A 26608-nucleotide genomic window follows, 5' to 3' on the forward strand; every position below is an offset into this window, starting at 1 on the left:
GGCGTTCGGAAGTTCCAACGCGCTGGCGGGGGCGTGTTCCTGCCTCTTCATTGAGCGACATTACGACAGAGCCGCCGCTGTTTTGACGTTCACGTCCACATCCATCCCAAGCTCGTCCTCACGAGCTCCCCAATAAGTGCCGAACAGGGGAATGGCCTGGCTTGGGACTCTGGCCACCGCCACGCGGATCAGATCGCGGTTTCCGACGATTCCATTGGTCGGATCGAACTCGACCCAGCCGGAGCCGGGGACGTAGATCTGGCACCAGGCATGGGTGGCTCCCCGCCCAGCCAGACAGGACCATCGCGATCCGGTACGTAGATATAGCCGGTGATAAAGCGTGCGGCGAAGCCGAGGCTTCGTGCAGCTTCAATCATCAAGACGGCAAAATCCCGGCAGGTGCCCTTCCTGCGTTCGAGTGTCGTAGAAGGACTTTGCGTTCCTGGCGCCGTGCGGCGGTCGTAGGCGAAGCCATCCGAGATTGCTTCATTGAGGGTCATCAGGACCTGTCCGGTAGGACGTCTGGTCCCGCGCACGAGAAACGTGTCCAGCCACCGGCCGAGATGGTCTTCGGGGTCTGAGAACCACCTCTGAACATAGGGTGCCAGGTCGGGCGCCTCCTCCGCCTGATATGCAAACGGATGGTCCTTCGCGTGGTCCTCAATTCTGAAGTCGGGCGCATTCTCCGGCGTGTGATCGACCTTGATGACGCACTCGAATCGCAAATTGTCGCTGTCACAGCCAAACTCGACCTGCGCAACACAATTCCCGAAGACATCGTGCAGCCACCTCACTTCCGAGGGCTCGGGCGTCACATCGAGCGAGAAATCAATCAGTCGCTGGTCGAAACTATCGCGCGGGCGCGCCATCAATTGATGTCGGCCGAGCCGGACCGCACGCCGGTACCGATATGTCGTGATATGCCGGACGAGGAAGATCGCCATGGTACCGCCGATCGACGAGAGGTGAGAGCTTGCTCGATGGCCGCTTGACGTGGAGAGTCGGACGATGTTGGGCCCTATAACGCGCCTCGGGCGTGGCCAATCATCCTACGAATCCCAGCTTTGATCTGCCAAGCCTGGAGCGGCTTACCATAGAACTCGCTGCAAGGGGAAGATCGATGCTCGGCGGGTTCAATTGCTCGGACATCAGGATGACGTCGATCGCCGGCCACCGACTACGCACGGTGTGCGCAAGGCCTATGCCGTCCATGCTGCCCGGCAGCTGGATGTCGGCGCAAACGAGCGCGATGTCGGATCTGGAGCTCAGGATTGCGAGGGCTTCGTCGGTATCCAGCGCTTCCAACGGCGTGTAGCCGGCGTCTTCCACCATGCCAACTGCGCGCCTGCGGAGCACCATCTCGTCTTCTACGACGAGAACGAAGACTGGAATGCGTGATGGACCGAACGTCATTGAGACTCCCCGGCATACGGCTGCTGTGGGTGCGCACCGATGATGGGCACGCCCCTCTATGTTCCCGTCTCGCTGCCGCATCCCTTTATCCGTTGAGATGTAATTTCATGATCTCAGAGAGTTGCGCCGCTGCGGCCCGCGGGCGGCTACCATTGAATGAGTACCGCACCAGCGATCACAAACGCGAAGAAGATCGGCAGCAGGACCGGCGGCACCAGCCACGCGCGCAGTCCGAATTTGGAGATGTTTGACATATTGACCGCCTCTTGGTCGCGGCGGGAGCACGATGCTCTCAGTCACCGATAACAGCCGGGAAGCACGCGGTGATATTCAAGATATGGTGCCCGTCCGCGGAATAGCGAGGTCAGGCAGAAACTATTTGCTGTGACCGGGGCGAACGGGATTGTAGTTCGCTTTCCACGTAGCCATCTAAGAGTTTGCGGGACCTCAACGCTCATCCAGCGCCAGGTTTGGCACCGTCGCTCGTAAGGGCGGTCGCAGATCGGCCGTCCAAAAGGCAAATAGCGTCGAGCTGGCAAGGCAAGGAAGTCCCCTTTCCACAACGGATCTGCCCCGGCCACATGATCGAGTTTCCAAACCATAGCCGTTCATACGACCGCACGCGGCGTGCCGTGCGATTCTGGGGACACGATAGCGCCATTGAGGCATCGTTTTTTATCGAAGAAGAAGCGCTGAAGCGAATTCAACCCGATACCTGCTACGACGAGTCGAGCCTTCTCCACGCGTTCGATTCCAATCGGGACTTGATATGCGCCGCCGCCGCCAAGGTGTACGTTCGCGGTACCAGGGGCTCTTACGATCTCGTCGCCGGCAATTTTTGAGCCGATCGGCGCCTTTTAAGGGTTTCGCACCCGAACCAAATGAACCCCTCTGCCTGTGCCTATAGGCAGATGGAGTCTCTTTCTGTTTCAAGGCAGGAGCGTAGCCTTTTCTAGCCCGGCAATGGTCTGCCCCAGAGAGTTGCAAACGCCCTCGAGCAGTGATTTGCACTCGACGCCGGCCGCATCTGGACCGATGGACTGCGGTCCTAGATGTCAAGGAGTGACTGCTAACGCATTTGCTGCAGGCACATGGGTGTCCGCCCCGCTTCAGCAGGTCGGATATGTCCCTCGACCGATCGACGGTGGTACAAGAGCAAATCAATAGTGCGATAAGCCGTCGTTTTTGTTGAATGGGTGAGCGCGGCGGATCCACTATCATATCTGACCTGCCACCGAACTTTCATCCGGCCGCGGTTAGTCGCTTCGGAGACCCCGTGCTTGCGAGCTAGGTCGGCCGTCTTCGCCCCGGCCTCATGCTCAGTCCATATCCGCCCGTTGTTCAGGCGGGCTCCAACAGTCGGTTGATGCACTCGACCACCGTTTGACCACCGAAACCCCATGTACAAATAGCGATAATGAATGCGATCGGCGCACGGGATCGCAATTCTTTGAGATCCGGATAGGGTAGTGATAGGGACTAGTCGATACGGCGAGCTTCAGCCAATGAAATCGTTGATATCTCCTATCGATGTTCGCGATGAGCATCGATAGCCGTCACCCGATCGTTCTCCTGATCACGTCGATCCAGTTCGTCGAGCCGATCTTGGTCAGGAGCTCGCGCGAGTAACCGTGTCCTTCGAGGGCCGCATAGAGTGCCCCAAGTCCTGCCGCGGAGCCGATTTCTTCGGGGACGATGGCGCCGTCGAAGTCGGACCCCAGTCCGACGTGGTCCTCGCCGAGCTTCTCGAGCAGATAATCAAGTTGGCGAACCATGAGGTCGATCGGCGTATCGGGGCGCATCTGCCCGTCGCTGCGCAGGAAGCAGGTCGCAAAGTTCAAGCCTAGCATGCCTCCGCTGTCGCGAATGGCGGCAAGCTGGCGGTCAGTGAGATTGCGTGGAGACGGGCAAAGGGCGTGGGCATTGGAGTGGGTCGCGACAAGTGGAGCCTTCGAGAGTCGTGCGACGTCGAAGAATCCCTTTTCGGTGATGTGCGAGAGGTCGACCATAATCTTCAGCTCGTTACAGGCCTGAACAAGGCGCCTGCCGGCTGCAACCTCAAGCAGATGCAAATCCTCGTCGATCGCATCTGCGCCCTCGAGATGAAGGATCACGGCGAGTGACTGGCGATCGATCGCCGCTTCAATGTCGGACGATGTCGTGCAAAGCGCGACCCGTCCGTTCGATCTGCGGATGACACGCATCAACGTGGCAATCATCGCGAAAATTGGAGGCTGGGCTTCGCCCAGCGTCAATCGGGGTGGCATGTCGAGAGCGTAACTTTCTCCCGTCATGTTGTTGAAGTCGGTTGGGGCCGCCACCGAGGGCGAATAGAGTGCAAAGAAGCCGCCGACAAAATGCCCCGCTGCCGCCTTTGGCAGGTCGATGTGACCCTTGGGTCCGCCAGCGAGAAATTCTCCGACCGGATCAACAGACGTCGATCTCAATAGCCGCAGGAGGGCGTCATTGTGACCATCAAACGTCCTGATCGGAGTCATGTGTTCACGCTCGTCGTGCTTGGGGTATGGGCTTCGCCACTGAAGCTCAATTCGGTAAGCGATAATAGAAGCAAGCTCGGCATCGGCACGTTACCCGTAAGGCAACGAACAATCCGTATGTCGGCACGCGAGCGGCGATCACGAGCTTCGGGCTCATATCCACCACTACGCGGAGGGCATAGCCAGCGTCGATGCCTCCAATCGACGCCATGGGTCTCCGCGAGGTGTGGGCGCCCGCCTAGATCATCACCTATCCAACCTCAGGAGATATCTATGCGCAAAATACGCCTGCCAATTGCCCTTGTTCTTCAAGTATTTCTCTACGGAACGTCGCCGAGCTTGGCTCAGTCGATGGCGCCAATACCGCACGTCGCGGTGCAGGGCGCCGATCTCTATCGCTTCCGGGTCGGTGCGGTCAACGTCATCGCCTTGTCAGACGGCACGGTGCCGCAGGACCTGTATGCCCTGCTGACCAACACCACTCAAGCGAAGACGGACGCCCTTCTCGAGGTGAGCTTTCTGCGCAATCCGATCGAGGCGTCGATCAACGTGTTCCTGATCGCGCTGCCTGATCGCCTCGTGCTCGTCGATACAGGTTCTGGCGAGCTCTTTGGGCCAGGAAACGGTGGCAAGCTCCTATCCAGTCTTGCGGCGGCCGGCTACCGGCCGGAGCAGATCACCGACATTCTGATCACCCACGTCCACACCGACCACAGCGGTGGCCTGGTCGAAGGCCAGAGGATCGTATTTGCGAACGCGACGGTCCGTGTCGGAAAGCCGGATGTCGACTTCTTCCTGAACCCGGCGAATTCCGCCGAGTCAGGTTACGACCGCAAATACTTCGACGAGGCGATCAAGACTCTCAAGCCCTATGTGGACGCCGGAAAGGTCGCTGCGTTCTCGAGCTCCACGGAAGTCGTCCCCGGTATTTCAAGCTCGTCGAAAGGTAACATCGTCGACTTCCAGAGCGCGTCCGCACCGCGCCTCAAGGGCCGCCTTCTCCTCAGGAGATCGTCGAGGAGGTGGAGATGACGCCGCAGGAGATGTGCCGTCAATTACGTCAACAGGCGCATCCGACACGATGGAAGCGCGAGGGGCGTCCGGCATGAAGCGCTGGCGGCGAATTCACATGAAGCGCGACCGGCAGCGGCTGGCTGCCCCTTCCGGCGGGCTTCATCTTTCCCACGAAATCACCTCGATGGGTGCAAATCGCCTTGAAGCCAGCGGCCAAGGGCCTTGGACTTCATGGGGTCTTCATATGCAGCAAGGGTCTCAAAGACCTGATTGCAGACAGCGCATTTGAACGTATGCAAGTCGAGGTCCCTGGCGGGGTCTGGCTCGATGCTGACGAGCATCATCGCGGCGTAGCACTTCGGACAGGCGGGGCGCTCAAATGGAGCCGGAAGAACGGCGGACGACAGGTGCTGAGATTGGGCCATGGGTGCTTCCCCACAAATAGGCGGGAGCACAAAACTCTCGGTCACCGGTAATGCCGAGTGCGGGACCGGTGATGGTGCAACTATGCGCCCCAGGGAAGTCAAACGCGAGCTAATTCGAGCCCTGGCACCAACCGCTGGCGGGCTTTTCACGGGGGCACCGTGGCGCGCGCGAGCTACCGCGCGTCATGGGTGCGGAAAAGCAGAAGCGCGGGTCGCGCAGAATGAGCGACTGCCAGCAGCTGGCTGCTCACGCAAGGCGGCGAAAGGCGCACCTGAACAGGAAGACCCGCTAACTGATCAGCTTTATCTGGATCGTCCCGGCTTAGGCGCCGGGCGCTGGTTCGCTTTGGAGATTTGCGTTCGAGTCTCTCGTGCTTCCTTGGCCAATCTCAGTTCCTTGAGGCGCGCCATGTTTTCGCGAATATCAACGGCATTTTTTGCCTCTTCTTGCAAGACCACCTCGCGATGCGCGACCGCAAGGCGCTCTCGGTTCGCTTTGGCAGCGCGATGAAGTTCCCGATCGTCACTCATCTTATGGTCTCCGGCCTCGACATGCGGCTTGGAACGGTTAGCGGACCTCATTAGGCGCTCGGTTGAGGGCAGGAAGGCGCCCGCTTAGGGCTTTGCAAACCCGTCCGATGGTTTCACGGGCGTATCTCAATGTCGCGCCCATCGGTGCCTCAGTCCCAACAGCGTTCTCTAGGGCCACCGGCATCATCCGCCTTCTGTTCGGCGCGGGCGGCCTAATTCGCGCAAGGAAGGCTCCTCTTCCGGAGCAGTCGACGGGTCGATCGTCTGGGCTGTGGTGGCGACCCTGCAACGATCAGCGCCACGAACAATCTCTTCATGGCTCATAGCACGTGCCGGCTGAGAAGTCTGACTTTGTTTCGTCGTCGCCTCATGGGAGTGAACGATTCAATTCAACTCTGCGGGTACGGCGAGGGCGACGACCGCCAACGGAGGCAGCCTAATGCTGCGGGGTCCCTATTTCGATAGATCAGGGAGGCGCAGAACAGTTGCTTGGTTGTGGAGCGAACCTCAATCGCCATTCGGGACGTTCGTGGAAGCTGCTCCGGACTTCGAATTCGAGCCAACGACTCGCATCACTCGATGACCTCGTCGCTTTGTGCAAGAAGCATCGCCCGGCACTCCGAGGCGGAGAGCCCTGCAAATTCGCTCTCGCTGCTGTTCCTCGACGTTTTAGCGCTCGCTATTCCCAGGACGTAAGCGTAGAGTTGCTCATCACCGCCCATCCTGCGGCTTTCACCGGTGACTGAGGGTAACGAACGCTCCCGCCGAAAGAAAGGAAGAGGAGCGTGGATGTCTCGATCTCGTTTGGCAGCCGACTGGATCGTGTCGCCGGTGATCTTCCTGCTGTTTCCTGTGCTCCTGGTATTTGCAGCGGTTGTCCCGCGTGGATAGCGCAACACGAATGCAATACCTGGTTGGCGGCCACAATGGAGCCGGCCGCGTCAATCTGAGTCGCGACACGGTGGCTGCCGCCTTGAAGAAGGCGCGGGAGCTCTTGCAGGAAGGCTATATGGACGTGCGGATCTGCACGCCGCGAGGCCAGATCCTGCTGCCTGACGAGTTCGATAAGCTCGAAGCCTGAGGGAACAGCTGTGCTGCCGCGCCAGAGCAAACGGCGGGCAGACGGTTTTCGCCTCGGCAGAAAGAAAACGTTGCGGGATGATCGGCGTGAATATTGTGCGGAAAGGCAGCTGGACAAAGAGACGGCGACCTTAGTCGAGGAGCGCGCTGTCGACGCGTCGCTGCCGCTTTGCAACAGCAACTCGGATTTTGCGGCAACGCCGCCGTGTCTGTTCTGGTCGACTATCGAGTTTGATCGTAATGGATGGCTGCGCCTATGAAAGGCCGGACATGTTCAAGTCTAAACAATATCGTGCAGAAGCGGCCAAATACGGCGAACGGGTCAAGGGTTCGACCGATCTGGATGAAGGCCGCAAACTTCAGGAACTGCAGGACCGCCTCGTCTCGCTTGCTGATAACGAGCAGAGACTGGCGGACGACTACCACGACGCAGTTCATGTCATAGGCCCGGACCAATCTCGCGGCGCGGCCCTTGCAAGCGAAGAGGAACGCGTTCTGCGCTGTCTTGGCGCGGCTGTCATCATGCAATGGAACGCTCTGCCGACGACGTTGCAGCGGGAGATCTTCGACACCGCTGGATCGGTCGGCAAGTTGCTGGAGACGGCGGAGCTTCGTGGGCAGATCGCGCGATTTCTGCACAAGCACAAGAATGACGCGAACGGCAACGAACATTGATGAAGGCACGCCCGTCTTTATGAACGCGCAAAGGTTGTTATCGGATGCCGGAGTAGCCACCTGATGGAGGACACGATCGGATCGCGGTGACAGCGCGCGTCGCGAGCGCGACGTTTTTTAGCCACGCCAGATCTTACCGACCGCACCGACCAACAGCAGTCGCTTCGAGATGCGCGTCAAGGGTAAGGACAATCCATGACCATCGAACATGCCTCGGTGCAGGTTGCGCGCAAACCATGGGGGGTCGCAGACATCCGACCATGGAGCTGCATCGACGTTTCGGGCGACCCCGTCGGGGAGTTGTGGTTCGAGCGCATCGATAAAGATGCACCAGGCTCCGCCCTGCTGCTCAAGCTCCTGTTTACCAGCCAACCTCTGTCGATCCAGGTCCACCCCAACGATGAATTCGCGCACGCCATCGATTTGCCGAACGGGAAGACCGAGGCATGGTACATCCTGTCAGCAGCGCCGGGCGCGCGGGTAGCGCTGGGACTGACGCGGCGCCTCACGCCGCAGGCGTTGCGCGCAGCGATCAGGGACGGCTCGATCGCCGGTCTCGTGCAATGGCGCCCTGTTGCGAAGGGCGACTTCATCTGCGTCCCCGGCGGCACAATCCACGCCATCGGCGCCGGTATCGTGCTCGCCGAGATTCAGCAACGCAGCGATACGACATTCCGCCTGTTCGACTTTGGCAGGCACCGCGAGCTGCACGAAGACGACGCGGTGGCCGCTTCCGTCGCCGGGCCATCCCAGGCTCAATCCGCTCCGCGGCGTCTCACGGACGCACGAAGAATTCTCGTCGCGAGCCCACAATTCGTGCTCGAGCGGGTCGATTTCCAGGCCAATTCGCAGTGGGCGCTCGATGCCAACCGGGAAACCTGGATGCTCGTGATCGAGGGGAAGGGGCGCATCGGGCATACGGATGCGACCGTCGGTGACGCGATCTTCATTGAGGCAGACAGCGCCGGCATCGCGATTGGCCCGGACGGAATGAGCGGCCTGGTCGCCTATCCGGGACCGGATCCCATGGTTTCGCTGATGCAGGACTGCACCGGACGAGCGACCAAGTCTCCCGATGCATCCACCGGCACGGGCTCCAGGAAATCGGGCAAGATCATCGAGGCACAGACATGACGTCGCTCCGCCGCATCGCCCTTATCGGCAACTCGCTGCCTCGCCGTTGCGGAATCGCAACCTTCACGACGGACCTGCAGAGAGCGATATCGGCGTCACGCCCTGATCTGGAAACCTGCATCGTGGCGATGACCGATCGCGGCCAGGCCTACGAGTATCCGCCGGCGGTCGCTTTCCAGATCAAGGACGACAATGTCGAAGACTACCTGCGTGCAGCGGATTTCCTGAATGCCGGCCGGTTCGATACCGTGTGCCTGCAGCACGAATTCGGCATTTTCGGCGGCGAAGCCGGCGCCCATATCCTCCCGCTGCTGGCGCGCCTGACCATGCCGGTCGTAACGACGCTTCATACCGTATTGGCCAACCCGTCAGCCAAGCAACGCGCGGTCATGGAGCGCATCGTCGATGCGTCGTCGAAGGTGGTGGTGATGGCCAACAAGGCTCGCGAGCTACTGCGCAGCGTCTACCTCGTGCCGGACGACAAGATCGAGGTGATCGCCCACGGCATTCCCGATGTCGCCTTTGCCGGGCCCGATGCGGCGAAGGCCAGGCTCGGATTTGACGGCAAGTCGGTCATTCTGACGTTCGGGCTGCTGTCCCCCAACAAGGGCATCGAAGTCATGATCGATGCAATGCCCTCGATTCTGAAACACCGCGCGAATGCGGTGTATGTCGTGCTCGGCGCAACGCACCCCAATCTGGTTCGAGACCAGGGCGAAGCCTATCGTGAAAGTCTGATGGCGCGGGTCCGCGCGCTGGGCGTCGAGGACCACGTGGTGTTCCTCGACCGGTTCGTAGATCAGGCCACGCTGCTCGAATTCATCTCGATGTGCGACGTCTATGTCACGCCCTATCTCAACGAGGCCCAGATGACCTCTGGAACCTTGGCTTACAGTTTTGGGCTCGGGAAGGCGGTGGTGTCGACGCCCTACTGGCACGCACGCGAGCTGCTTACTGACGGATGCGGAGTTCTGGTACCATTCGGCGATGCGGCGGCGATCGGCGGTGAAATTGCCAAACTGCTCACCGACGACCCGCGCCGGCAAGAGATGGGCCAACGCGCATACGCCATGAGCCGGATGATGACGTGGGAACGCACGGCCGAGCGTTACATGTCCGCCTTCGAGGCCGCGCGGCAGGGTCATCGGCTCAAGGTCTTTGCGCGTCCCGATTCCGGCGCGCCGGAACCACGCGGCCCCGCTGCGCCCGACATGCAGATCGGCCATTTCATGACGATGTGCGACGACATCGGCTTGTTCCAGCACGCGGTTCAGTCGGTGCCGGATCGCTCGCACGGCTATTGCGTCGATGACAATGCCCGGGCGTTGCTCTTGGCCTGCGCCCTCAACAATCCCGGCGAACAGGCGTTGCCGGAAATCCTGACGACCCGCTTTGCGGCGTTCGTGCAGCATGCGTGGAATCCCGACATCAGGCGATTTCGCAACTTCATGGGCTTCAACCGAACATGGCTCGAGGACAGAGGCTCGGAAGACAGTCACGGGCGGACGCTATGGGCATTGGGCGAGGCGGCGCGCGGAGACGCAAGCCCGTCGCGGCGCAGGTGGGCCACCGATTTGTTCGCCCAGGCTTTGTCGACGGCCGAGAGCTTCAGCTCGCCCCGCGCGTGGGCGTTCATGCTGCTAGGTCTGGACGCTTATTGCACTGTTGCTCCGGATGATCTCCACGCGAGGGAAGTCCGGCATGCGCTTGCTGACAGGTTGATGTCCTGTCTTGCGTCGGTAGAGACGCCGGACTGGGTGTGGTTCGAGGAAGGGCTCGCTTACGACAACGCGCGATTGCCGCAAGCCTTGATGCTGACAGGGATGACGACTCAAACGCCGCAATACCGCGATGCCGGATTGCGCTCATTGCGCTGGCTGATGACGCAGCAGACGAGCGTGGCAGGTCATTTCCGGCCGGTGGGCACCGCCAGCTTCGGCGAACAGCGGCAACATCCCCGCGCCTTCGATCAGCAACCCGTGGAAGCCACGGCAACAATCGCTGCCTGCCTGACGGCGTGGCGTGCGGACGGCGATGCCGAGTGGAAAACCATGGCCATGCGCGCCTTTGGCTGGTTTCTGGGCAGCAATGATCTGTCCGTAGCACTGGTCGATCCGCACACCGGGAGCTGCCGCGATGGATTGCATCCCGATCGCGCCAACGAAAACCGTGGAGGCGAGTCGGTCGTCTGCTATTTGCTTGGACTTGCGGAGATTCGTCAGCTCGCGCGCGTCAACACCAGCCTGAACAAGCCCACGTCCTTACGCGCCGTGGGCGCTTGAATTTCCCTTTCATCCAGCGACCTGAGGATACCGTGTCACAAGCTACCTTCCTGAACCGGCAGGCGCTTCATCTGCGTCCCGATCCCGCGCGAGTTATCGTGCGGCCATTCAAGCCGGCGACTGAACCGCGCGATCTCAACCCCACCGACAAGATGCGCGCAAATCATATCGTCGAGCGAGTTCTCGCACTCGATCAGGAAGCCGTTGCCGCTCAGCTCGCGGACGTCCTGGACAATTTCAAGGGGCGGCATCGCAACCTGTTGGAAAGATTCGAGGCCCGCGCGGACGAAATGGAGGACGCTTTCGCGACGCATGGCGTCTTCTCAAAGAAGCAGCGCCAGCTGGTCGGCGCCTATTTCCTCAATGAGTATTCATTCGAAGCCTCTGCCTTGTTCAATCCGAGCATCGTGGCGCACCCCGATCAATCGGGAGCGCCGAAGGGCGGCGTGCGCTTCATCCTCAGTCTCCGTGCCATAGGCGAAGGGCATGTATCGTCACTGACGTTTCGAACCGGGACCATTGCGGCTGACGGCAGTCTGGCTGTTGATCCGACGGCTCGGCTCGCGTCGATTCCGAGGATTTGCCATCGCATATCGGGGCCGGACGGCGAGCGTGTCGAGCTGATTTTCAAGCCCGAAGAAGACCTGACCGAGCGCGTCATCTTTCCCGTCACAGAATCCCAATCGAACGGCATAGAGGACGCGCGCTTTGTCGAATTCAGCGACGGCGATCGAAAGACGTATTACGCGACCTATACCGCTTACAGCGGTCGAGCCATCCGCTCCGAATTAATCGAGACCAGTGATTTCACGTCGTTTCGACTGGCGCCCCTACGAGGGGCTGCGGCTCGGAACAAGGGCATGGCACTGTTCCCGCGCAAGATCGGCGGCCAGTATGCCATGATCGCGAGGCAGGACAATGAGAACCTGTATCTAATCTATTCAGACGACCTCCACACGTGGGATGGCGGTCAAGCCATTTTGAAACCGCAGTTTCCCTGGGAGTTCGTCCAGATCGGCAATTGCGGGTCGCCGATCGAACTCGATGAGGGTTGGCTGCTGCTGACGCACGGTGTCGGCCCGGTCCGCAAATACTCGATCGGTGCGGCGCTGCTCGACAAGCACGACCCATCCAAGGTGCTGGCACGTTCGCGCGAGCCGCTATTGCGGCCTGAACCATCCGAGCGTGAAGGATACGTCCCTAACGTCGTTTATACGTGCGGCGGGATGCGGCACAATAACCAGATCATCCTGCCATATGCCGTGTCCGACACATTCTCAAATTTCGCAACGATCGAGATTTCCGAGCTCATAAACGCGATGAAATGCTAGGGCGCGGCCAGCTGATCTCAGGAGCATACATCCAGTTCAATAGCTGCTTTTGTTCCCGAGCTACTCCTGCGCCTTGACGCCAGGCCGCACGCTTATCCTTGCGAGCTCGCGACGCTCGTCCTCTGTCAGCTGCCAATCCTCGCACTGGCTGCAAAGCTGCGCGAAAACGTCGTGTAATTGGCTTCGGGCTACCCTGACGATCTCGGTATCGTCGAATTCGCAAGACTTCAGGAAAATTGGCAAGGTAAAACTGGTCTGACGGCTTTCGAACTGAAACGTCAGGCGAATGTCCTCGCCACGTTCATTCGGCAGAATCACCTCGATGCGTGCGATCGTAATCTCGAACATATTCATGCGCATCTCCTTGTCGCCCACCTTTCCAAGTTGGTCTCGCCCGGGAGCGAAGCGTTCTGGCTGCTCTCCGGCATGCGCGAGCCGGCGCGGTCAATTGGAATTGCGGCTTGAAACTGTTGTGCTTCGTGCTGCGGTTGCTGTGGCATGGTGGGCAACGCCTTGGCGTCGTCCACGGGAAGCGGCATATCCGCAGCGTCCCGGGCTGGCCTTTCGGGCGGATTGCCGGGTTAGGCGCAGGCGCTGGCCGCAGAGGTCGAGCGGATGGGCATTGTGCGAGGCCGCCCCATGCAGTCTCCCGGAAGTGCCGGCCACTCCGGAGGGCGGACCTGATCTCTGTCTTCCAGGCTCCGCGTTGCGCCGGACGCTACTGTGCGAAGGTCTCAAGGTTCCTCACCTTGCCAGGCGATCTTTGCTCATGATCAGCGTAACGACCAGCCCCTCTTCCGACCAGTCGAATGCGATGGAGCCACCGAGTTGGGCCGCCATGCTCCGCTGCACCAATTTGCTTCCAAAGCCATCGAGCCTTGCGGGAGCCTTAAGAGGCGGGCCGCCCCGCTCGGTCCAGGTCACGACGACTTCGTCGCCATGGGCATTGCACGACACGTCCAAGGTGCCGCTTGCCAGCGATAGCGAACCGTATTTCGCCGAGTTCGTTGCCAGTTCGTGCAGCACAAGAGCGAGCGTTGTACTCGACATCTCGCCGACATTCATCTTCGGCACCGAAACGCGAATGCGGACGCTCGCCTCTCTTTCGTCGTAAGGCGCGAGCAAGATGGAGACGAGGTCACCAAGAAGCGCTCGTTCGCTCTTCCTTCCCGGTATGGGGCGAATGAGATCCTGTGCACGTCCCAAGGCCATCAGCCGATTTGTTAGCTCGTGGGCCATGTCTTCTTTGGTTGCGGCCGAACGCGATGTAAATTGAGTAAGCGCGGTCGCGATAGTCAGAAGGTTCTTCACGCGATGGCTCATCTCACCGGCAAGCAACTCGTTCGCTTCTTCGGCTTGCTTGCGTTGGGTAACATCGAGGAAGATGCCAAACATGGTTCGATCGGCGATGTCCGCATCGTCGCCTTGCCCGCGCGCGGAGATCCAACGGATGTCGCCGTCGAACAAGATGCGAAAGTCAATCTCGTAAGCGCCTACTATTGCGCGAGTAGCGGCAAACGCAGACCTGACTCGTTCCAGATCAGCAGGATGGATGTTCCTGGACAAGATCTCGAATGTGATGTGTTTTTCACTCTTCGGAACGTCCCACAGGTCGTAGGCGCGTTCGTCCATCGTAATAGCGTCCGTATCCACGTTCCAGGCCCACAAGGCCACGCCGGCGGCGTCGGTCGCAGCACGCAAGTGCTTTTCATTCCAAACCGGCATCGATATCTTATCGGACGACATCCGCTTTGCTTCCATCTTGTACACTTGTACACCGATAACGGCTGAGGGGCGCGGTGGTGCCAGGCAGCGCATGTGAGCGGAAGAACGAGGCTTGGCGGAATCAATTTCCGTGATCGGCCCGCGCCGGCCGGCCTGCGCACTCCGACATACGCGCCGCGAGCGGATAGGAATGAGCCTTGCCTTAGTCGGCGTCCGTGATCCTGCCCTTGCCTTTGCATGACTGGCATTTCGCTGGGTAGATCTTTCGGCCCGGTTCCACCGGCTGCATCGTCGGAGCGAAGCCCGTTCCGCTGCATCCAGGGCAGGTATGCTCTTTGATCTTTAGCGTCATATCGACCTTTCAGGTTCCGCGGATCTGCGGCCAACAATTTCATTACAGATCGCGCGCTTCCATGATCGATCACGCTTCAGCGGTCCGTCCTGCTTCTCGCGCTCCTGCGCCAAGCCAAACAAGAGCGGCCCGAGTTCGGCACTGGTCGAGATCTCGGGCCGCCCGAACGGCGCGGGGGCGGCCCGCGACGCCCGGCGTCATCCGATCACATCCAGCTCGCGGTCGCTGTGCAATTTTGCTCACTCTTCGACGCGCCACTTGTTGGTCCCCACCTGCTCACGCGCCCTGATGCCGGGCACGCGAGGTAAGACCGGTCTGAGGTGCCTTCGAATTGAAACGTCGGCCGACCGTCCTCGCCGTGTTCGTTCGGCGGAATCGTCTCGATGCGTGATCTGTATGCTGAATGCATTCAGCGCATCACCTTGCTTGATCGACCTTGAAGCGACTTCCCTCGGCTTGATCTCGATCTCGATCGCGCTCGGCAGCGATGCTGCCGCGATCATACCAAATGACAACCATACTGGATCGCGATCAGCATCGCAGCGATCCGGCGAGAGGGCGAATGCCAAAGACCGGCGAGGGGGCCGACGTGCCCGACCTCCAAATGGCGATGCCACGCATCTGCAGTCGATCAATCGACCGGTCGCGCGCCGGTCAGTCCTTCCGGCCCAGCTCCGACTTCTCAATCAGAACGGCGTTCAGGAGCGAGCTATGGACCTCGATTTTTCCATTGTAGCTGATGAAGCCAAGCCTGCGGAATTTATTCATGAAGAAACTAACCCGCGATCGGGTCGCGCCGATCATTTCGGCAAGTGTTTCCTGGCTGATCTTGACCCCAATAGGCTGCGGGCTGGTTTCCTTGCCGAAATTCGCGAGCAGAAGCAACAGCCGCGCCAGACGTTTTTCGCTGGAGTTGAATAGTTGGTCGATCAGATCTTCTTCAATTCGGCTATTGCGCGTGAGCAGGTACGCCATGAACAATTGGGAGAACTTGGGCCTGCCTTCGAGCGCTGAAATCATTGCCAGTTTCGATATTCTAGTGATGATGCTGTCTTCCATTGCCGTAGTCGTCGCGATACGCAATGGCTGGCCGTTGAGACAACCTTCACCAAAGAATTGTCCCGGCTCCAACATCCCGACGACGGCTTCCTTGCCCTGGTCGGAAACGACCGTGAGCTTGATCTTTCCTTTTTGAATGTAGAAAACCGCGTCCGCGACATCTCCCTGCACGAACACGTTCTGACCCTTGCCAAGCTTTGAGATCGATTTTCCTGCCCCAACCTTGGCGAGGAAGGTCTTGGGATCAAACTTGTCCTTCGCGGGCTTGGCCGAATGGACGCTCTCATTCCCTAGGTGTAGTGCCCCGTAATATTAGCAGAATGTCCGATTCGTGGAAGGCGCAGCGCGGGAGAGCGGGAACGGAAATCACATCAGGGAATTCCGGCCCGCAAGGGGGGGCCAGGTATGGACATCCCGAAATACTGCGCAGATCGCGCCCTGCGCAGGTTCGCCGGCTATCCGCGTTGCTCCACCGCTTTTTCGCGGCCGAGCGATTCGGCACAAGCCCGTGCAACGGCCGAGTTTGGCTCGGTGCTTCCCGGCATCGTGGCCCAACCTCCCTTTTCGACGAACTTGCCTTGTTCCGATACATAGGTCGCCTTCTTCATTTCGGTCAGGTTCGCCGAGGCATCAGCGGTCTGTCGAAACTTTTCAACGCAGATGGGTGTGAGAGCTGCGACGACGGCCGTCGCAGCGCGGCTTGCAGCGAGGGTCTCTGCGGACCCACCGGTCACCCAGCCGCCCCAGCTGAAGCCAACGATCGCCAGGGCCATCGCCCCAGCCACAGCACCCCACAGAACGGAGCGCGCGGTCGCCTTTGTCTCCCGGGAGATGTCCATGATGTCGCCTTTGACTGAGAGGATCGAGATAGCTTGAGGAAGCCAAGCATGTCGATCGCTGGGCGGCTGTACCAAATTGCTCATTCGGCGTGTGGAGGCCCAACTCGGATGGGCACAGATGTGCCGCATGCCCCCGCCCGCGTTGTGTGCCTATTTGAACAGACAGCGCAGTCTACCCGCGCTCTATTCTTGAATTGCCTGACTTGAAATCATACTTCCGATCAGCCCGGCCCTCGCGGCCGGGCTTTTCGTTCCGGCTCCATCGATCTGAGATCCATTCCAGGGGGTTTGCTTCGAAAGAGTTTCTCCACGTAGGTCGAAAGAAAAGGCCCGCCGGAGCGGGCCTTTGAATGTTGCCTAGCGAAGCGCGCCACCGTATTGCTGCCGCTCCTTGCGAATCTCCTCGGCGCCGTAGGGCTTGCTGGCCGGATCGAATGATTTCCACCCGGCCTTTTGCCAGGCAGCGCTGCGGTCACGCAGGTTGATGGCCGACTCGTTCAATATTGCATCGAAGCGAGACTGGTCTGCATCGGCCACGCGTGCCGACACCAGCGTGCCGCCACGACGGACGCCCTCGGCATAGGAGTGCGCGTCCTCTTCCGAAACGCCAGCCTGCGTCAGCGCTCCGACAATTCCGCCGGTAGCTGCACCTGCGGCTGCGCCGACCGCCGTCGCGGCCAGCCAGCCGGCTGCGACAACGGGCCCGAGGCCGGGGATCGCCAGCAGGCCGAGCCCGGCAAGAAGGCCGGCCGTGCCACCCACGCCCGCACCAATGCCGGCGCCTGTCCCGGCACCCTCGGCGCGATCGTCGACCCCATCGCCGTCGCGGTCCACCTTCTTGTCGGTGTTGAACCAGCTGTCTGAATTGTTGGCGACGATGCTGATGTCCGAGTGCGGCACGCCTGCGGCTTCCAGGCGTCGAACAGCCTGCTGGGCATCATTGTGGTTGTCGTAAAGACGAGAAATTGTAACGGTCATGCTGAGCCTTCCTTACTTCGCGCTATTACTTGGCGCTATTGACGTTGCCCTGAAAATCGACGCTGACCGCAGCGACTGAGCCGCTCTTGCTCGCCTTGCCGCGCCAGACACCATTGTCGTCCTTCTTCAACTCGGTGACGTTGGTGTAGCCGGCATCCTCGATCTTCGACTTGGCTTGTCCTTCGGTGAAACTGTTACGACCGGCGACGGGAGCGTTGGAGTTGTTTTGACCGGGGCTATTGACGGCGCTGTTGTTCGGCCCCGACTGCGCGGGCGGATTTTGCGCCGAAGCCGTGGTGGCCGCCAATAATCCAATGCAAATGAGCAGAAGTGAACGTTTCATAGTTTTCTCCAGTGTTCAGGTGGGAGCCCAATCTCTCGTCGCCGCGTTAGTTCCTCGCGCCGCAGCGTAAGTGGAGTTCCGCGGCGGCTAGGTAGCGCTTCAGTTGCCGGGAACGCGGTCGCGTATCGCGCCGGAGGTTGCGACGACTCGTCAACTGACGCTTGAGGAACTTAGCCGGACGCGCGGGATTGCCTCCCACAATCCCCCCCCACATCGCGGAGATGGACCATGGCGAAAATGAAGAAGCTCGAAGACCTGTTTCACGACACTCTCAAGGACGTCTATTTCGCCGAGAAGAATTTCTCGCGACCCTGCCGAAAATGATGAAGGCTGCGCAGCATGCCGACCTCAAGGCCGCTTTCGAGAAACACCTTGGCGAGACCGAAGGTCAGATCGAGCGCCTAGAGCAGGTGTTCGCCGAAATCGACAAGAAGCCCCAGGGCAAGACCTGTGATGCCATCGTGGGTATCGCGAAGGAAGGGCAGGAGATCATGGACGAGTACGAGGGCATGCCCGCTCACGATGCCGGGTTGCTCGCCGCTGCGCAGGCCGTCGAACACTACGAGATGAGCCGCTACGGCACGCTTCGTACCTGGGCCGAGGAACTCGGTTACACCAAGTCGGTCAAGTTGCTCCAGCAGACCCTCGACCAGGAACGTGCGACTGACGCCGCGCTGACCAAGCTTGCGAAAGCCGTCATCAACCTGGACGCTGAGCAAGACGAAGCAGCGTGAGTGAGCGGGGCGCGGCCCGACCGAATGCGGCGGCGTCCGTTATCTCAACATGTCGGCTGCAGGCTCGCTCCACTTCGTTCGGCACGCTTTCACCGCTGCCGAACGAAGACGTCCCTCATTTTAGGGGCGTATGACGATTCGCGCATTAGTGCGCCATCGCGATCTCACCCGACAAATGCTCGCGCCTTGCATCAATCCGCAACATCACGACAACGATCGCGCCCGCCAGCGCGCACCCCGCCAGCAGGAGAAGGCCGGCGGTAAAGTTGCCGGTCAGATCCTTCAGATAGCCCATCGCGTAGGGACCGGCGAAACCCGAAAGATTTCCGAGCGAGTTGATCGCGGCAATGCCGGCGGCGGCCGATGCGCCCGTCAGGAAACTCGCCGGCAGCGGCCAGAACATCGGGGGTACCGCGGAGACGCCGATCTGTGCAAAACAAAGCAGCGCCATGACGACGACGGCGTTTGAGACGAACCCTGCCAATCCGATTCCAATCGCGGCCATGAGCAGTGCCACCGCGACGTGACCCTTTCGTTCCATGGTCCGATCCGAATGACGACCGAGCAGCACCATGCCCACGGCGCCGAAGACAAAGGGCAGCGCCGCAAGCAATCCGGTCTGGGTATCGCTGACGCCAAACCCCTTGATGATGGTCGGCAGGAAGAACGCCACTCCGTAGCTTGCGGCATTCAGGCAGAAATACACCAACGCGCACATGAGAATGCGCGGATCCGTGAGCGCCTGCCCCAGGGACAGGTGCTCGACCTTTTCCTTGTTCAGCTTCTCGGTCGCCTGCACGTTCTCCAGCCACGCAATTTCATCCCGTTGCAGCCAACGCGCCTGGCGCGGCAAATCGGTCAGGTAGATCAGGACGCCGATGCCCACCAGAACCGATGGCAGCGCCTCGAGAATGAACAGCCACTGCCAGCCGTCCAGTCCCCAGCCGGTCAGGCCTAGCAGCATCCCGGAGATTGGCGATCCGATGATGGATGATATCGGGATCGCCAGCATGAACAGGCTGATGACCCTGGCGCGGTAAACCGCCGGGAACCACAGGGTCAAATAGAAGATGATGCCCGGAAAGAAGCCTGCCTCGCAGGCGCCGAGCAGCAGACGGAGCGAGTAGAAGACGCCCGTCGTCGGAATTCCGGTCGCCGCCGATATCGATGGGATGAACGCGAAGGCCGCCGAGACGATCCCCCACGTGATCATGATGCGGGCGATCCACACGCGCGCGCCGACCTTCTCCAGAAAGATGTTGGACGGTACTTCAAACAGAAAATAACCGACGAAGAACAGGCCTGCGCCCAATCCAAAGGCTGCTTCACTCAAGCCGAGCGCCTCGTTCATGTGCAGCTTGGCAAAGCTGACATTGACCCGGTCGAGATAAGCCACGAAGTAACACAGGATCAGGAACGGAATGAGCCGCCACATCACCTTGCCGATGACACGTTTCTCGACGTCTTGCATGGCGCAGCCTCTCGCTTGGTAGTTTGAGCTCCATGTCCCATTAAGCGGTAGCGTCGCCAGCCGACAGGACTGGCACGCCTCGTGGCGTCGATCTGGCGAACAAACGCTTCGATCATTCGCGCCGCCTCACTCCGCACGGCAAAGATAGTGTGAAACGATCGTCAGTCTGAGTCTGAGCAAAATTGATCACAGCATCTGTTCCTGTCGGCGCAGCAACGCAGCCAGCTGGCGGTCTCATCGACCACTGCTAACCGGCTGGCTTTTCCTTCTCATGCGGCGTGCCACGATTTTCGTCAGTCTGCTCGGCATCCCCCGGCGTTTTCCCTGCCATGTTTCCGGGATTGAAATGGTACTTGCCATCCGGATTCTCGCCGGGCTGCTTCTCAGTTGGATTCTTGTTGTTAGTCATTGGACCAGTCACTCCTTGGTAAGAGTAACAATGTTGAACGGGACCGAGGTCTCTATGTTCCCAAAGCTGCGATCTATCGCGTGGAACGAAAGCTCGCTCGTCCCCGTTGAGCATAACCTGCAACATTTCTCATTGGCGTGAGGCGTCGTGCAGACCACTTGAGGTGTTGCACATGGCTTTTTCGCAAACACGTTCTTCAGCATTCCTATCCGACTGTCTGGCCGCCTTCAGGCGATATCCCGCCATCGCCGCCTTTGCTGGGGCCGCTACTCTTGTGGCGGCGACGGCGATCGCGAACCGGCATCTTGCCGATAAAGCGCAGCGTGATAACCCGCCACGGGGTCGGTTCATCGACGTCGACGGGGTTCGGCTGCACTATGTGGAGCGCGGCAATGGCCGGCCGCTGGTTCTCTTCCACGGCAATGGCAGCATGATCCAGGATTTCGAGTCGAGCGGCCTGATCGATCTGGCAGCCGAGAATTACCGGGTGATCGTGTTCGACCGACCGGGATTCGGGCATAGCCTGCGGCCGCGAAACGTGGTTTGGACGCCGGAGGCACAGGCGGACCTGTTCAGGAAGGCATTTGATGGGCTGGGCGTTCAGCGAGCCATCGTACTCGGGCATTCGTGGGGGGCGTCGGTCGCGGTTGCGCTGGCGATAAGGCATCCTTCCTTCGTCGAAGCGCTGGTGCTGGCATCGGGATACTATTTTCCGACCGCGCGAGCCGACGCAGTGGCCTCATCTCTATCCGCTACACCCGCGCTTGGCGATATCATCAGCTACACCGTCTCTCCGATCCTGGGTCGATTGATGTGGCCGGCAATGTTGCGCAAGGTGTTTGGCCCGCAACCAATCCCCGGCAAATTCGCCGGCTTTCCGAAGGAAATGGCCGTCCGGCCATCACAGCTCCGCGCCAGTGCGGGGGAATCGACGTTGATGGTTCCCGCTGCATTTGCTTCCTCGAAGACCTACGGCGAACTCGACATGCCGACGATCATACTCGCGGGCGAGAATGATCGTTTGATCGATATCGATGAGCAATCGGCCAGGCTGCATGACGAGGTCAAGCAGAGCAAGCTGCACCGCATTGCCGGAGCCGGACATATGATCCAGCAATCTGCCACGCGAGATCTAATGGCGGCTATCGACGAAGCCGCTGCCGAGACCCTGCACTAGTCCATCGGATGCGGCGATGCGCTGGCGCGTACCGCTCGCCATGACCGCGCAGGGCTACCTGGCTGGGTCCGGGCTCCGGCAGGACAGATTTGCGTGGAGGATGGAGGAAACGCCTTGGTTTCGCTTTCGATGTTGCCGGAGGAGTCCCCATCGTCGCCAGGGCAGGACGCCGGCGCGTCGGAATCGGAGGCCCTGCCAACGCAGGCGGTCGACAATGTCGAGATGCCGCTGCCGTCCAGTCCGCAGACGTTCTTTCTCGGTAGCCTGTTGACACTGGCCGTCCTAGCGGCCGTGTACGTGGCAAGCTCGATCATATTGCCCGTGGTGCTCGCCTTCGTGTTGCAACTCATTCTGCAACCTGCCGTGGATCTTCTCGAGCGTATCGGCCTACCCCGTGCCGTCGGCGCGCTCTTGGCGATCCTGCTGGTCGTGGGAGCGCTCGTGGGCTTCGTGGCAGCCTTGTCAGTACCCGCCGCGTCGTGGGCGGAGAAGTTGCCGGACGGCTTACCGCGCCTGGAAACTCATCTGGTCGTCCTGAAGCGCCCGATCGAAGCGCTGCAAAAGGTTGTCCAGCAGGCGGAGCACGTCGCGGACTCTCCCGGGAAAAAGGAGCCCACCGTTTCGGTTCGCCGCGATCTCGGTCTGACCGGCGTGCTCTTTGCCGGAACGCGCGCCGTGCTCGACGGCCTGTTCACGACGGTTCTGGTGCTCTATTTCCTTCTGGTCGCAGGCGACATTTTTCTGCGACGCATCGTCGAGGTGCTGCCGAATTTTGCCGACAAGAGGCAGGCCGTGGACATCTTCCAGCAGATCGAAGCGGACATATCGGCCTATCTGCTCACGATCACGGCCATGAATGCTGCGGTGGGAATTGCGACGGCGGCTGCGATGTACCTCTGCGGGCTTGGAGATCCCTTGTTGTGGGGAGCCGCTGCTTTCCTGCTCAACTACGTTCCAATTCTGGGGCCGTTGTTGGGAACCGTCATCTTCCTGCTCGCCGGAATGTTGAGTTTCGACAGCTTGTGGTGGGCCTTGCTGCCGGCGATTCTTTACTTCTGCATCCACCTCGCCGAGGGCGAGACCCTGACTCCCATGCTGCTTGCGCGACGCTTCACCCTGAATCCCGTGCTGATCATCCTGTCGCTAGTGTTCTGGTTCTGGATGTGGGGGGTGCCTGGCGCAATCCTGGCCGTTCCAATGCTGGCCATCCTGAAGATCGTCAGCGATCGCGTCCGTCCGCTAAAGGCTTTGGGGCACGTCCTCGAAGGATAATCGCAGCGTCTTGGTGATGGATTGAGGACGTACCGCCGGCGGGGCACGGCCAGTGCTGGCAGGCTACGAAAGAGGCATAGAGAAGGTGAAGCGGGTTCCAGCGGAGTTCGATGCGACGGTCAAAGCGCCCCCCATGGGCCTTTGCGATCTGAGAGGCGATGTAGAGCCCCAATCCAAGCCCCTGCTTGCTCGCACGAGCTTTGCCGCGGAAGAACGGTTCGAACAACTTCTCCATCACCGTTTCCGGAATCGCCTCACCCGCATTGGCTACCCAGAGTTCGAACGATCCCTTTCGCGTCTCGGCGTGAACGACGATGGGTTTGTCGGTTGCTCCGTGCGTCACCGCGTTGCCGAGAAGGTTGGAGAGGAGCTGGCCGATGCGGATGCGATCGCAATTCACCGGCTCGTAGATGGCAAATTCGGTTTCGATGACCCGGCCGGGTGAGGCCAGTCTCAGTTCGTCGACCACCTGGGCAAGGGCAGGTTCGAGCGGCGCTCTTGCATCGCGTTCCAGGGCAATGCCGCCGCCCAGCCGACCGCGCGCGAAGTCGAGAACGTTGTCGATCATCGAGGCCATTCGCATGACCGTGGTCTGCATCATGGCGATGATCTGGTGTTCCTTTTCGCTATGGACGGTTCGGTCGAGAATTCTCGCGCCGGCGCTAATGGAGGCGAGAGGATTGCGAAGATCGTGACCGAGCACGGCGATGAACTGTTCGCGCAACTCGGAGGTTTCGTGCTCGAGCCGCAGCAGTTCTTGCGTCGCCTTCTCGGCGCCAATCGCCAATTCTCGGGCGGCCAGAAGCTCGTGCTCGTAGCGCCGCCGATCCGTCGCCTTGATCAGGGCTAGACGGATGAGCAGCAGCCTTCCTTCCGGATCGCGGCGCTCGTTCGCGTTGGCGATCATCTGCAGTGGCGTACCGGCGGCGGTTAACACGTCGATGGCGAATTCGTCGAAGGATCCCTGCATTCGGAGCAGCGGCGCGATATGGGTTTCGTAATAGATGCGGCCCGGCATGGTCAGGAAATCGCTGAAGCGCTTCCCGATCATCCGTGGCGCCGTATGTCCGCTCCATTCCAGGAAGGTGAGGTTGACGTACTCGATCCGGCCGTTCGGCAGCAGGGTGACGTAACCGCAGGGCGCGTTGTCGATCATGTCCTTGAACTGGGAATCGGAGGCGCGCACTAGACAAAAGGTCGCATCGCCGCGACGACCTCTTCCGGCGCGCTCAGATTTGGGCAATGCCCGGTCGCGTCCAGGACTATCATCCGGCTGTTGGGAATATTGCGGGCGACAAACTCGCCGACCTCCGGAGGGGCGATAATATCCTCGCTGCACTGGAGAACGAGGGTCGGAAGGGAGACCTCCGCGAGGTCTTCGCGGTTGTCGGAGGTGAAGGTCACCCGGGCGAACGCTTTGGCGATTTCGGGATCCGTGCTGCAGAAGCTATTGGTTAGCTCCTGACCTAGTTCCGGTCGATCGGGATTGCCCATGATCATCGGCGCCATCTGCATCGACCAACCCATGTGGTTCGAGTCGAGAAACCTGAGCAATTCCTCGATCTGCTGAGCGCTGAACCCACCAACGTAGCCGTCGTCGTCGATGTAACGGGGTGACGGACCGATCAGTACAAGCTTGCCGAACATCCCGGGGGCTTGTCGGGCGGCCATCACGCCGATCATGCTGCTGACGGAATGTCCTACGAAGACGGAATCCTTCAATCCGAGCTCCGTGCCGATTTCGACCACGTCTTTGGCGTAGCCGGACAGGGTCGAATATTTGGCGCTGTCGTAGGCCGAGAGGTCGGAGCCGCCGGCGCCGACGTGGTCGAACACAACGGTCATGAAATCCTTTTCGAACGCGGGAGCCACAAAGCGCCACATGTTCTGGTCGCACCCGAAGCCGTGTGCGAAGATCATCGTCCGGTGGCCGGCGCCGCGAACGCGAACGTTATTTCGTTTGATTGTGCCTGCCATCAGGACTCCCTGAACCGCCCTTTATCGTGCAGTTCCTCTACCGTCGCCGGGCCGCGGTCTGGTTTGCGAGGCCTGAATGCAGTGGAGATGCCCGGTCCTGCGAGCCGATCCGGATCAGCCGGCGCGCTCGAGCATCTCGACTTTCGCTTGCTTGATTTCTTCATCCGACGCCTCCTCGATGCCCGCAATGCGGTTGCTTGCGGCCTTTGTCTCCAGGATCAATTCGTCGAGTTTCAACTGCAAGGCCAGCGTGTCGCGGTTCTGCGTTGCCTGGATCAGAAAGACCATCAGGAACGTCACGATTGTCGTGCCCGTGTTGATGACGAGCTGCCAGGTATCGCTGAAGCCGAATAAGGGACCTGTGATCGCCCACACGAGTACGACGGTAACTGCCAGCAGAAAGGTCGTCGGTCGGCCGGAAATGCGCGAGGTCGCAACTGCCAGCCGGGCGAACCAATTGCCGCTTGGCTGAGCATTCGCGGACGTAGAGCCTATGGGCAGATTTGCGCGCATTGAATGATTTCCTTGGCGAAGCGGAAGCCACACCGCAGATGTCTGCAAGTCAGCTATTGGCGATCGACGGACCGCAAGGAGCGCCGTCAGCTGATGGAAGGAGGCCGTCTTTCTTTTCCCATTTGTCTGACCGCTTCGACGATGCGGTCGGGTTGGTAGGGCTTGTGCAAGGTGAGACTGCCAGGCACCGGACGGGCCTCGACGGGCGAGAAGCCGGTCGCGTAGATCACCTGCAGCTGGGGATCATGCTCCCGACAACGTTCGGCGATCTGCCACCCGTCAACTCCGCCGGGCAGCCTGATGTCGGTGACCAGAACGTCCGCGATCTGCCTCTTGCACAATGCCAGCGCTTGCTCACCATTGGAGGCGTGAAAGACCTCGTAGCCTTCCTCGCGCAGAGCGTCGACCACCAATTCGCGGACAAGTGGATCGTCCTCGACCATAAGTATTCGCACCGGTGGCTCCTCAATACTCTTGACGACCGTTGCAAGTCTGGAACGGCCCAGCCTTGAGAGGGTTCCGCGGCGACGCTGCCAACGTCGCAGCATTCTCGGAATCAGAGACTCAGGCCATCCTGTGAAATGCCGGTGGCAACGTCTCTCGAACCAGTTGACTCAGATCCAGCGCCTCCCCGCTGTCCGCAATGTCGGAGAATAGAACCTCGACGAAGGGATGCTGTCGGTTGAATACCGCGCCTCGCTGGTATTTCGCGCTCACGATCCGCTGAAGTGCGGGAAGGTTCAGTCTGCCAAGCGCATTGTATTGATCGCGAAACAGGCTTTGTCGCCCTCCACGATGCTCGATGGAATCCGCCCAGACGTCCATCACCTTCCGCCCAATGAACGCCTCCACGCCATCATTTCCATCCTGAGCGAGAAGCCTTAGTCCATCCATGACGTGTGGTCCGTCATCGACCCGAAACTGTGTAAGCGACATGGGAGTCCTCCTGTTATCGGCGTCCATCTACATCGGCGGGCAGTCGTGGACTGCTCCTCCCTCGTTGTCCCATCGCGACAGCGCCAGGGCACTTGATCTTGCATCGGCAGGCGAGTCTTCTGTCACCGGCAATTTGCCGCGACCGGCATCATCCTTGTGGTTGTGGAGAAACCGGGCGATTTGGCTGCGGAGCGCCGATGTCGCCAGTAACTTGCCGACCGACCCCGCAGTGTTGAAGATCTGCCGTTGCAGCGTTGTCGGCAGGGCGTTCCATCGTATGATGATGGCCGCGCCCAGACACCGCAAAACACGTTCTTCTCGGGCCGCAAGGGCTGCACCGTACGAACGGTTCTCATCCGGAGCGGGCGGGTGCTTGGTCAGTTCGCCGTGCTTGGCTTCTCTCGCCCGAGATTGCTGAGATCTAAACATTCCGGGCCCCC

General features: G+C 60.2%; 25 protein-coding genes and 4 pseudogenes. 11 read left to right on the forward strand and 18 right to left on the reverse strand.

The features are described 5' to 3' along the window. Positions 1 to 60 precede the first annotated feature (60 nt). A pseudogene (locus BJ6T_RS14785) lies at positions 61 to 944 on the reverse strand (transglutaminase family protein). A 100-nt stretch (positions 945 to 1044) separates the two neighbouring features. Then, on the reverse strand, positions 1045 to 1332 hold the full coding sequence (locus BJ6T_RS14790; protein ID WP_240537968.1) for a response regulator: 288 nt from the start codon (positions 1330 to 1332) through the stop codon (positions 1045 to 1047). Between the two features lie 662 nt (positions 1333 to 1994). Here BJ6T_RS14790 and BJ6T_RS14795 point away from each other — a divergent pair. Beyond that, entirely contained in the window at positions 1995 to 2255 is a 261-nt protein-coding gene (locus tag BJ6T_RS14795; RefSeq protein ID WP_028170268.1) for a DUF1488 family protein, read from the forward strand. A gap of 714 nt (positions 2256 to 2969) precedes the next feature. On the opposite strand, the gene BJ6T_RS14800 is transcribed toward BJ6T_RS14795, so the two are convergent. Then, positions 2970 to 3911: a dipeptidase gene (locus BJ6T_RS14800; protein ID WP_028170269.1), complete on the reverse strand. Its 942-nt coding sequence runs from the start codon at positions 3909 to 3911 to the stop codon at positions 2970 to 2972. A 273-nt stretch (positions 3912 to 4184) separates the two neighbouring features. Between BJ6T_RS14800 and BJ6T_RS14805 the strand changes: the two genes are divergently transcribed. Then, the gene (locus BJ6T_RS14805; protein WP_080588732.1) at positions 4185 to 4943 is read left to right on the forward strand and encodes an MBL fold metallo-hydrolase; all 759 of its coding nucleotides are present in this window, start codon (positions 4185 to 4187) and stop codon (positions 4941 to 4943) included. A gap of 710 nt (positions 4944 to 5653) precedes the next feature. Here the strand turns inward: BJ6T_RS14805 and BJ6T_RS47170 are convergent. Beyond that, positions 5654 to 5881 carry a transcriptional regulator gene (locus tag BJ6T_RS47170; protein WP_155256740.1) on the reverse strand — a complete coding sequence of 76 codons (228 nt, stop codon included), beginning with the start codon at positions 5879 to 5881 and terminating at the stop codon, positions 5654 to 5656. A gap of 901 nt (positions 5882 to 6782) precedes the next feature. On the opposite strand from BJ6T_RS47170, the gene BJ6T_RS14815 reads away from it, so the two are divergent. From BJ6T_RS14815 to BJ6T_RS14835, 6 genes are all read left to right on the forward strand, one after another. Further along, the gene (locus BJ6T_RS14815) at positions 6783 to 6962 is read left to right on the forward strand and encodes a hypothetical protein (RefSeq protein WP_014493201.1); all 180 of its coding nucleotides are present in this window, start codon (positions 6783 to 6785) and stop codon (positions 6960 to 6962) included. A gap of 10 nt (positions 6963 to 6972) precedes the next feature. Next, positions 6973 to 7221: a hypothetical protein gene (locus BJ6T_RS45570; RefSeq protein WP_141379025.1), complete on the forward strand. Its 249-nt coding sequence runs from the start codon at positions 6973 to 6975 to the stop codon at positions 7219 to 7221. Then, entirely contained in the window at positions 7202 to 7636 is a 435-nt protein-coding gene (locus BJ6T_RS14820; RefSeq protein ID WP_014493202.1) for a hypothetical protein, read from the forward strand. The genes BJ6T_RS45570 and BJ6T_RS14820 overlap by 20 nt, the downstream gene beginning before the upstream one ends. A 195-nt stretch (positions 7637 to 7831) precedes the next feature. Then, complete coding sequence (locus BJ6T_RS14825; protein ID WP_014493203.1) at positions 7832 to 8770, forward strand: cupin domain-containing protein; 939 nt, start codon at positions 7832 to 7834, stop codon at positions 8768 to 8770. Next, positions 8767 to 11052 carry a glycosyltransferase family 4 protein gene (locus BJ6T_RS14830; RefSeq protein ID WP_014493204.1) on the forward strand — a complete coding sequence of 762 codons (2286 nt, stop codon included), beginning with the start codon at positions 8767 to 8769 and terminating at the stop codon, positions 11050 to 11052. The genes BJ6T_RS14825 and BJ6T_RS14830 overlap by 4 nt, the downstream gene beginning before the upstream one ends. A gap of 32 nt (positions 11053 to 11084) precedes the next feature. Then, positions 11085 to 12383: a glycoside hydrolase family 130 protein gene (locus BJ6T_RS14835; RefSeq protein ID WP_014493205.1), complete on the forward strand. Its 1299-nt coding sequence runs from the start codon at positions 11085 to 11087 to the stop codon at positions 12381 to 12383. A gap of 60 nt (positions 12384 to 12443) precedes the next feature. Here BJ6T_RS14835 and BJ6T_RS14840 read toward each other — a convergent pair whose 3' ends face one another. The 6 genes and pseudogenes from BJ6T_RS14840 to BJ6T_RS14870 all read right to left on the reverse strand — a co-directional run bounded on the left by BJ6T_RS14840 (position 12444) and on the right by BJ6T_RS14870 (position 17679). Continuing rightward, complete coding sequence (locus tag BJ6T_RS14840) at positions 12444 to 12737, reverse strand: hypothetical protein (protein ID WP_225895068.1); 294 nt, start codon at positions 12735 to 12737, stop codon at positions 12444 to 12446. Positions 12738 to 13127: 390 nt separating this feature from the next. Then, on the reverse strand, positions 13128 to 14108 hold the full coding sequence (locus BJ6T_RS14845) for a sensor histidine kinase (RefSeq protein ID WP_014493207.1): 981 nt from the start codon (positions 14106 to 14108) through the stop codon (positions 13128 to 13130). 1006 nt (positions 14109 to 15114) lie between these two features. Further along, positions 15115 to 15789: pseudogene (locus BJ6T_RS14855) on the reverse strand (Crp/Fnr family transcriptional regulator); the annotation flags it as partial. A gap of 185 nt (positions 15790 to 15974) precedes the next feature. Then, positions 15975 to 16442, reverse strand: coding sequence for a hypothetical protein (locus BJ6T_RS14860; RefSeq protein ID WP_225895067.1), 468 nt, complete (start codon positions 16440 to 16442; stop codon positions 15975 to 15977). A 273-nt stretch (positions 16443 to 16715) separates the two neighbouring features. Next, complete coding sequence (locus BJ6T_RS14865; protein WP_014493210.1) at positions 16716 to 17336, reverse strand: general stress protein; 621 nt, start codon at positions 17334 to 17336, stop codon at positions 16716 to 16718. Between the two features lie 25 nt (positions 17337 to 17361). Next, positions 17362 to 17679 carry a hypothetical protein gene (locus BJ6T_RS14870; protein WP_014493211.1) on the reverse strand — a complete coding sequence of 106 codons (318 nt, stop codon included), beginning with the start codon at positions 17677 to 17679 and terminating at the stop codon, positions 17362 to 17364. A gap of 228 nt (positions 17680 to 17907) precedes the next feature. Between BJ6T_RS14870 and BJ6T_RS14875 the strand changes: the two are divergent. After that, positions 17908 to 18413 (forward strand): annotated as a pseudogene (locus BJ6T_RS14875) (YciE/YciF ferroxidase family protein). 145 nt (positions 18414 to 18558) lie between these two features. On the opposite strand, the gene BJ6T_RS14880 reads toward BJ6T_RS14875, so the two are convergent. Together BJ6T_RS14880 and BJ6T_RS47175 are read right to left on the reverse strand one after the other, a co-directional pair. Then, positions 18559 to 19884, reverse strand: a complete 1326-nt coding sequence (locus BJ6T_RS14880) for an MFS transporter (protein ID WP_014493213.1) — start codon at positions 19882 to 19884, stop codon at positions 18559 to 18561. 247 nt (positions 19885 to 20131) lie between these two features. Then, positions 20132 to 20293 carry a hypothetical protein gene (locus BJ6T_RS47175; RefSeq protein ID WP_014493214.1) on the reverse strand — a complete coding sequence of 54 codons (162 nt, stop codon included), beginning with the start codon at positions 20291 to 20293 and terminating at the stop codon, positions 20132 to 20134. A 172-nt stretch (positions 20294 to 20465) separates the two neighbouring features. Here BJ6T_RS47175 and BJ6T_RS14885 point away from each other — a divergent pair, with 172 nt between their 5' ends. After that, positions 20466 to 21470: an alpha/beta fold hydrolase gene (locus BJ6T_RS14885; protein ID WP_028170276.1), complete on the forward strand. Its 1005-nt coding sequence runs from the start codon at positions 20466 to 20468 to the stop codon at positions 21468 to 21470. Positions 21471 to 21563: 93 nt separating this feature from the next. Beyond that, positions 21564 to 22742 carry an AI-2E family transporter gene (locus BJ6T_RS14890; protein WP_014493217.1) on the forward strand — a complete coding sequence of 393 codons (1179 nt, stop codon included), beginning with the start codon at positions 21564 to 21566 and terminating at the stop codon, positions 22740 to 22742. A gap of 63 nt (positions 22743 to 22805) precedes the next feature. Here the strand turns inward: BJ6T_RS14890 and BJ6T_RS14895 are convergent. The 6 genes and pseudogenes from BJ6T_RS14895 to BJ6T_RS43395 form a co-directional block, all read right to left on the reverse strand. Next, a pseudogene (locus tag BJ6T_RS14895) lies at positions 22806 to 23898 on the reverse strand (PAS domain-containing sensor histidine kinase). Between the two features lie 29 nt (positions 23899 to 23927). After that, on the reverse strand, positions 23928 to 24719 hold the full coding sequence (locus tag BJ6T_RS14900; protein ID WP_014493219.1) for an alpha/beta fold hydrolase: 792 nt from the start codon (positions 24717 to 24719) through the stop codon (positions 23928 to 23930). A 114-nt stretch (positions 24720 to 24833) separates the two neighbouring features. Continuing rightward, positions 24834 to 25232 carry a low affinity iron permease family protein gene (locus tag BJ6T_RS14905; RefSeq protein WP_014493220.1) on the reverse strand — a complete coding sequence of 133 codons (399 nt, stop codon included), beginning with the start codon at positions 25230 to 25232 and terminating at the stop codon, positions 24834 to 24836. 86 nt (positions 25233 to 25318) lie between these two features. Beyond that, positions 25319 to 25675 (reverse strand): response regulator, encoded by a 357-nt coding sequence (locus BJ6T_RS14910; protein WP_035632832.1) that lies wholly within the window; start codon positions 25673 to 25675, stop codon positions 25319 to 25321. A 121-nt stretch (positions 25676 to 25796) separates the two neighbouring features. Continuing rightward, positions 25797 to 26168, reverse strand: coding sequence for a hypothetical protein (locus BJ6T_RS14915; RefSeq protein WP_014493222.1), 372 nt, complete (start codon positions 26166 to 26168; stop codon positions 25797 to 25799). 27 nt (positions 26169 to 26195) lie between these two features. Further along, positions 26196 to 26597, reverse strand: coding sequence for a hypothetical protein (locus tag BJ6T_RS43395; protein ID WP_014493223.1), 402 nt, complete (start codon positions 26595 to 26597; stop codon positions 26196 to 26198). Positions 26598 to 26608: the final 11 nt, after the last annotated feature.

Source organism: Bradyrhizobium japonicum USDA 6 (assembly GCF_000284375.1).
Classification (GTDB): Bacteria; Pseudomonadota; Alphaproteobacteria; order Rhizobiales; family Xanthobacteraceae; genus Bradyrhizobium; species Bradyrhizobium japonicum.

Coding starts and splice junctions, on each gene's coding strand:
- BJ6T_RS14790 (WP_240537968.1), bottom strand. CDS start 1,332: ATGGTGGAAGACGCCGGCTACACGCCGTTGGAAGCGCTGGATACCGAC.
- BJ6T_RS14795 (WP_028170268.1), top strand. CDS start 1,995: ATGATCGAGTTTCCAAACCATAGCCGTTCATACGACCGCACGCGGCGT.
- BJ6T_RS14800 (WP_028170269.1), bottom strand. CDS start 3,911: ATGACTCCGATCAGGACGTTTGATGGTCACAATGACGCCCTCCTGCGG.
- BJ6T_RS14805 (WP_080588732.1), top strand. CDS start 4,185: ATGCGCAAAATACGCCTGCCAATTGCCCTTGTTCTTCAAGTATTTCTC.
- BJ6T_RS47170 (WP_155256740.1), bottom strand. CDS start 5,881: ATGAGTGACGATCGGGAACTTCATCGCGCTGCCAAAGCGAACCGAGAG.
- BJ6T_RS14815 (WP_014493201.1), top strand. CDS start 6,783: ATGCAATACCTGGTTGGCGGCCACAATGGAGCCGGCCGCGTCAATCTG.
- BJ6T_RS14820 (WP_014493202.1), top strand. CDS start 7,202: ATGGATGGCTGCGCCTATGAAAGGCCGGACATGTTCAAGTCTAAACAA.
- BJ6T_RS14825 (WP_014493203.1), top strand. CDS start 7,832: ATGACCATCGAACATGCCTCGGTGCAGGTTGCGCGCAAACCATGGGGG.
- BJ6T_RS14830 (WP_014493204.1), top strand. CDS start 8,767: ATGACGTCGCTCCGCCGCATCGCCCTTATCGGCAACTCGCTGCCTCGC.
- BJ6T_RS14840 (WP_225895068.1), bottom strand. CDS start 12,737: ATGAATATGTTCGAGATTACGATCGCACGCATCGAGGTGATTCTGCCG.
- BJ6T_RS14845 (WP_014493207.1), bottom strand. CDS start 14,108: ATGCCGGTTTGGAATGAAAAGCACTTGCGTGCTGCGACCGACGCCGCC.
- BJ6T_RS14860 (WP_225895067.1), bottom strand. CDS start 16,442: ATGAGCAATTTGGTACAGCCGCCCAGCGATCGACATGCTTGGCTTCCT.
- BJ6T_RS14865 (WP_014493210.1), bottom strand. CDS start 17,336: ATGACCGTTACAATTTCTCGTCTTTACGACAACCACAATGATGCCCAG.
- BJ6T_RS14870 (WP_014493211.1), bottom strand. CDS start 17,679: ATGAAACGTTCACTTCTGCTCATTTGCATTGGATTATTGGCGGCCACC.
- BJ6T_RS14880 (WP_014493213.1), bottom strand. CDS start 19,884: ATGCAAGACGTCGAGAAACGTGTCATCGGCAAGGTGATGTGGCGGCTC.
- BJ6T_RS47175 (WP_014493214.1), bottom strand. CDS start 20,293: ATGACTAACAACAAGAATCCAACTGAGAAGCAGCCCGGCGAGAATCCG.
- BJ6T_RS14885 (WP_028170276.1), top strand. CDS start 20,466: ATGGCTTTTTCGCAAACACGTTCTTCAGCATTCCTATCCGACTGTCTG.
- BJ6T_RS14900 (WP_014493219.1), bottom strand. CDS start 24,719: ATGGCAGGCACAATCAAACGAAATAACGTTCGCGTTCGCGGCGCCGGC.
- BJ6T_RS14905 (WP_014493220.1), bottom strand. CDS start 25,232: ATGCGCGCAAATCTGCCCATAGGCTCTACGTCCGCGAATGCTCAGCCA.
- BJ6T_RS14910 (WP_035632832.1), bottom strand. CDS start 25,675: ATGGTCGAGGACGATCCACTTGTCCGCGAATTGGTGGTCGACGCTCTG.
- BJ6T_RS14915 (WP_014493222.1), bottom strand. CDS start 26,168: ATGTCGCTTACACAGTTTCGGGTCGATGACGGACCACACGTCATGGAT.
- BJ6T_RS43395 (WP_014493223.1), bottom strand. CDS start 26,597: ATGTTTAGATCTCAGCAATCTCGGGCGAGAGAAGCCAAGCACGGCGAA.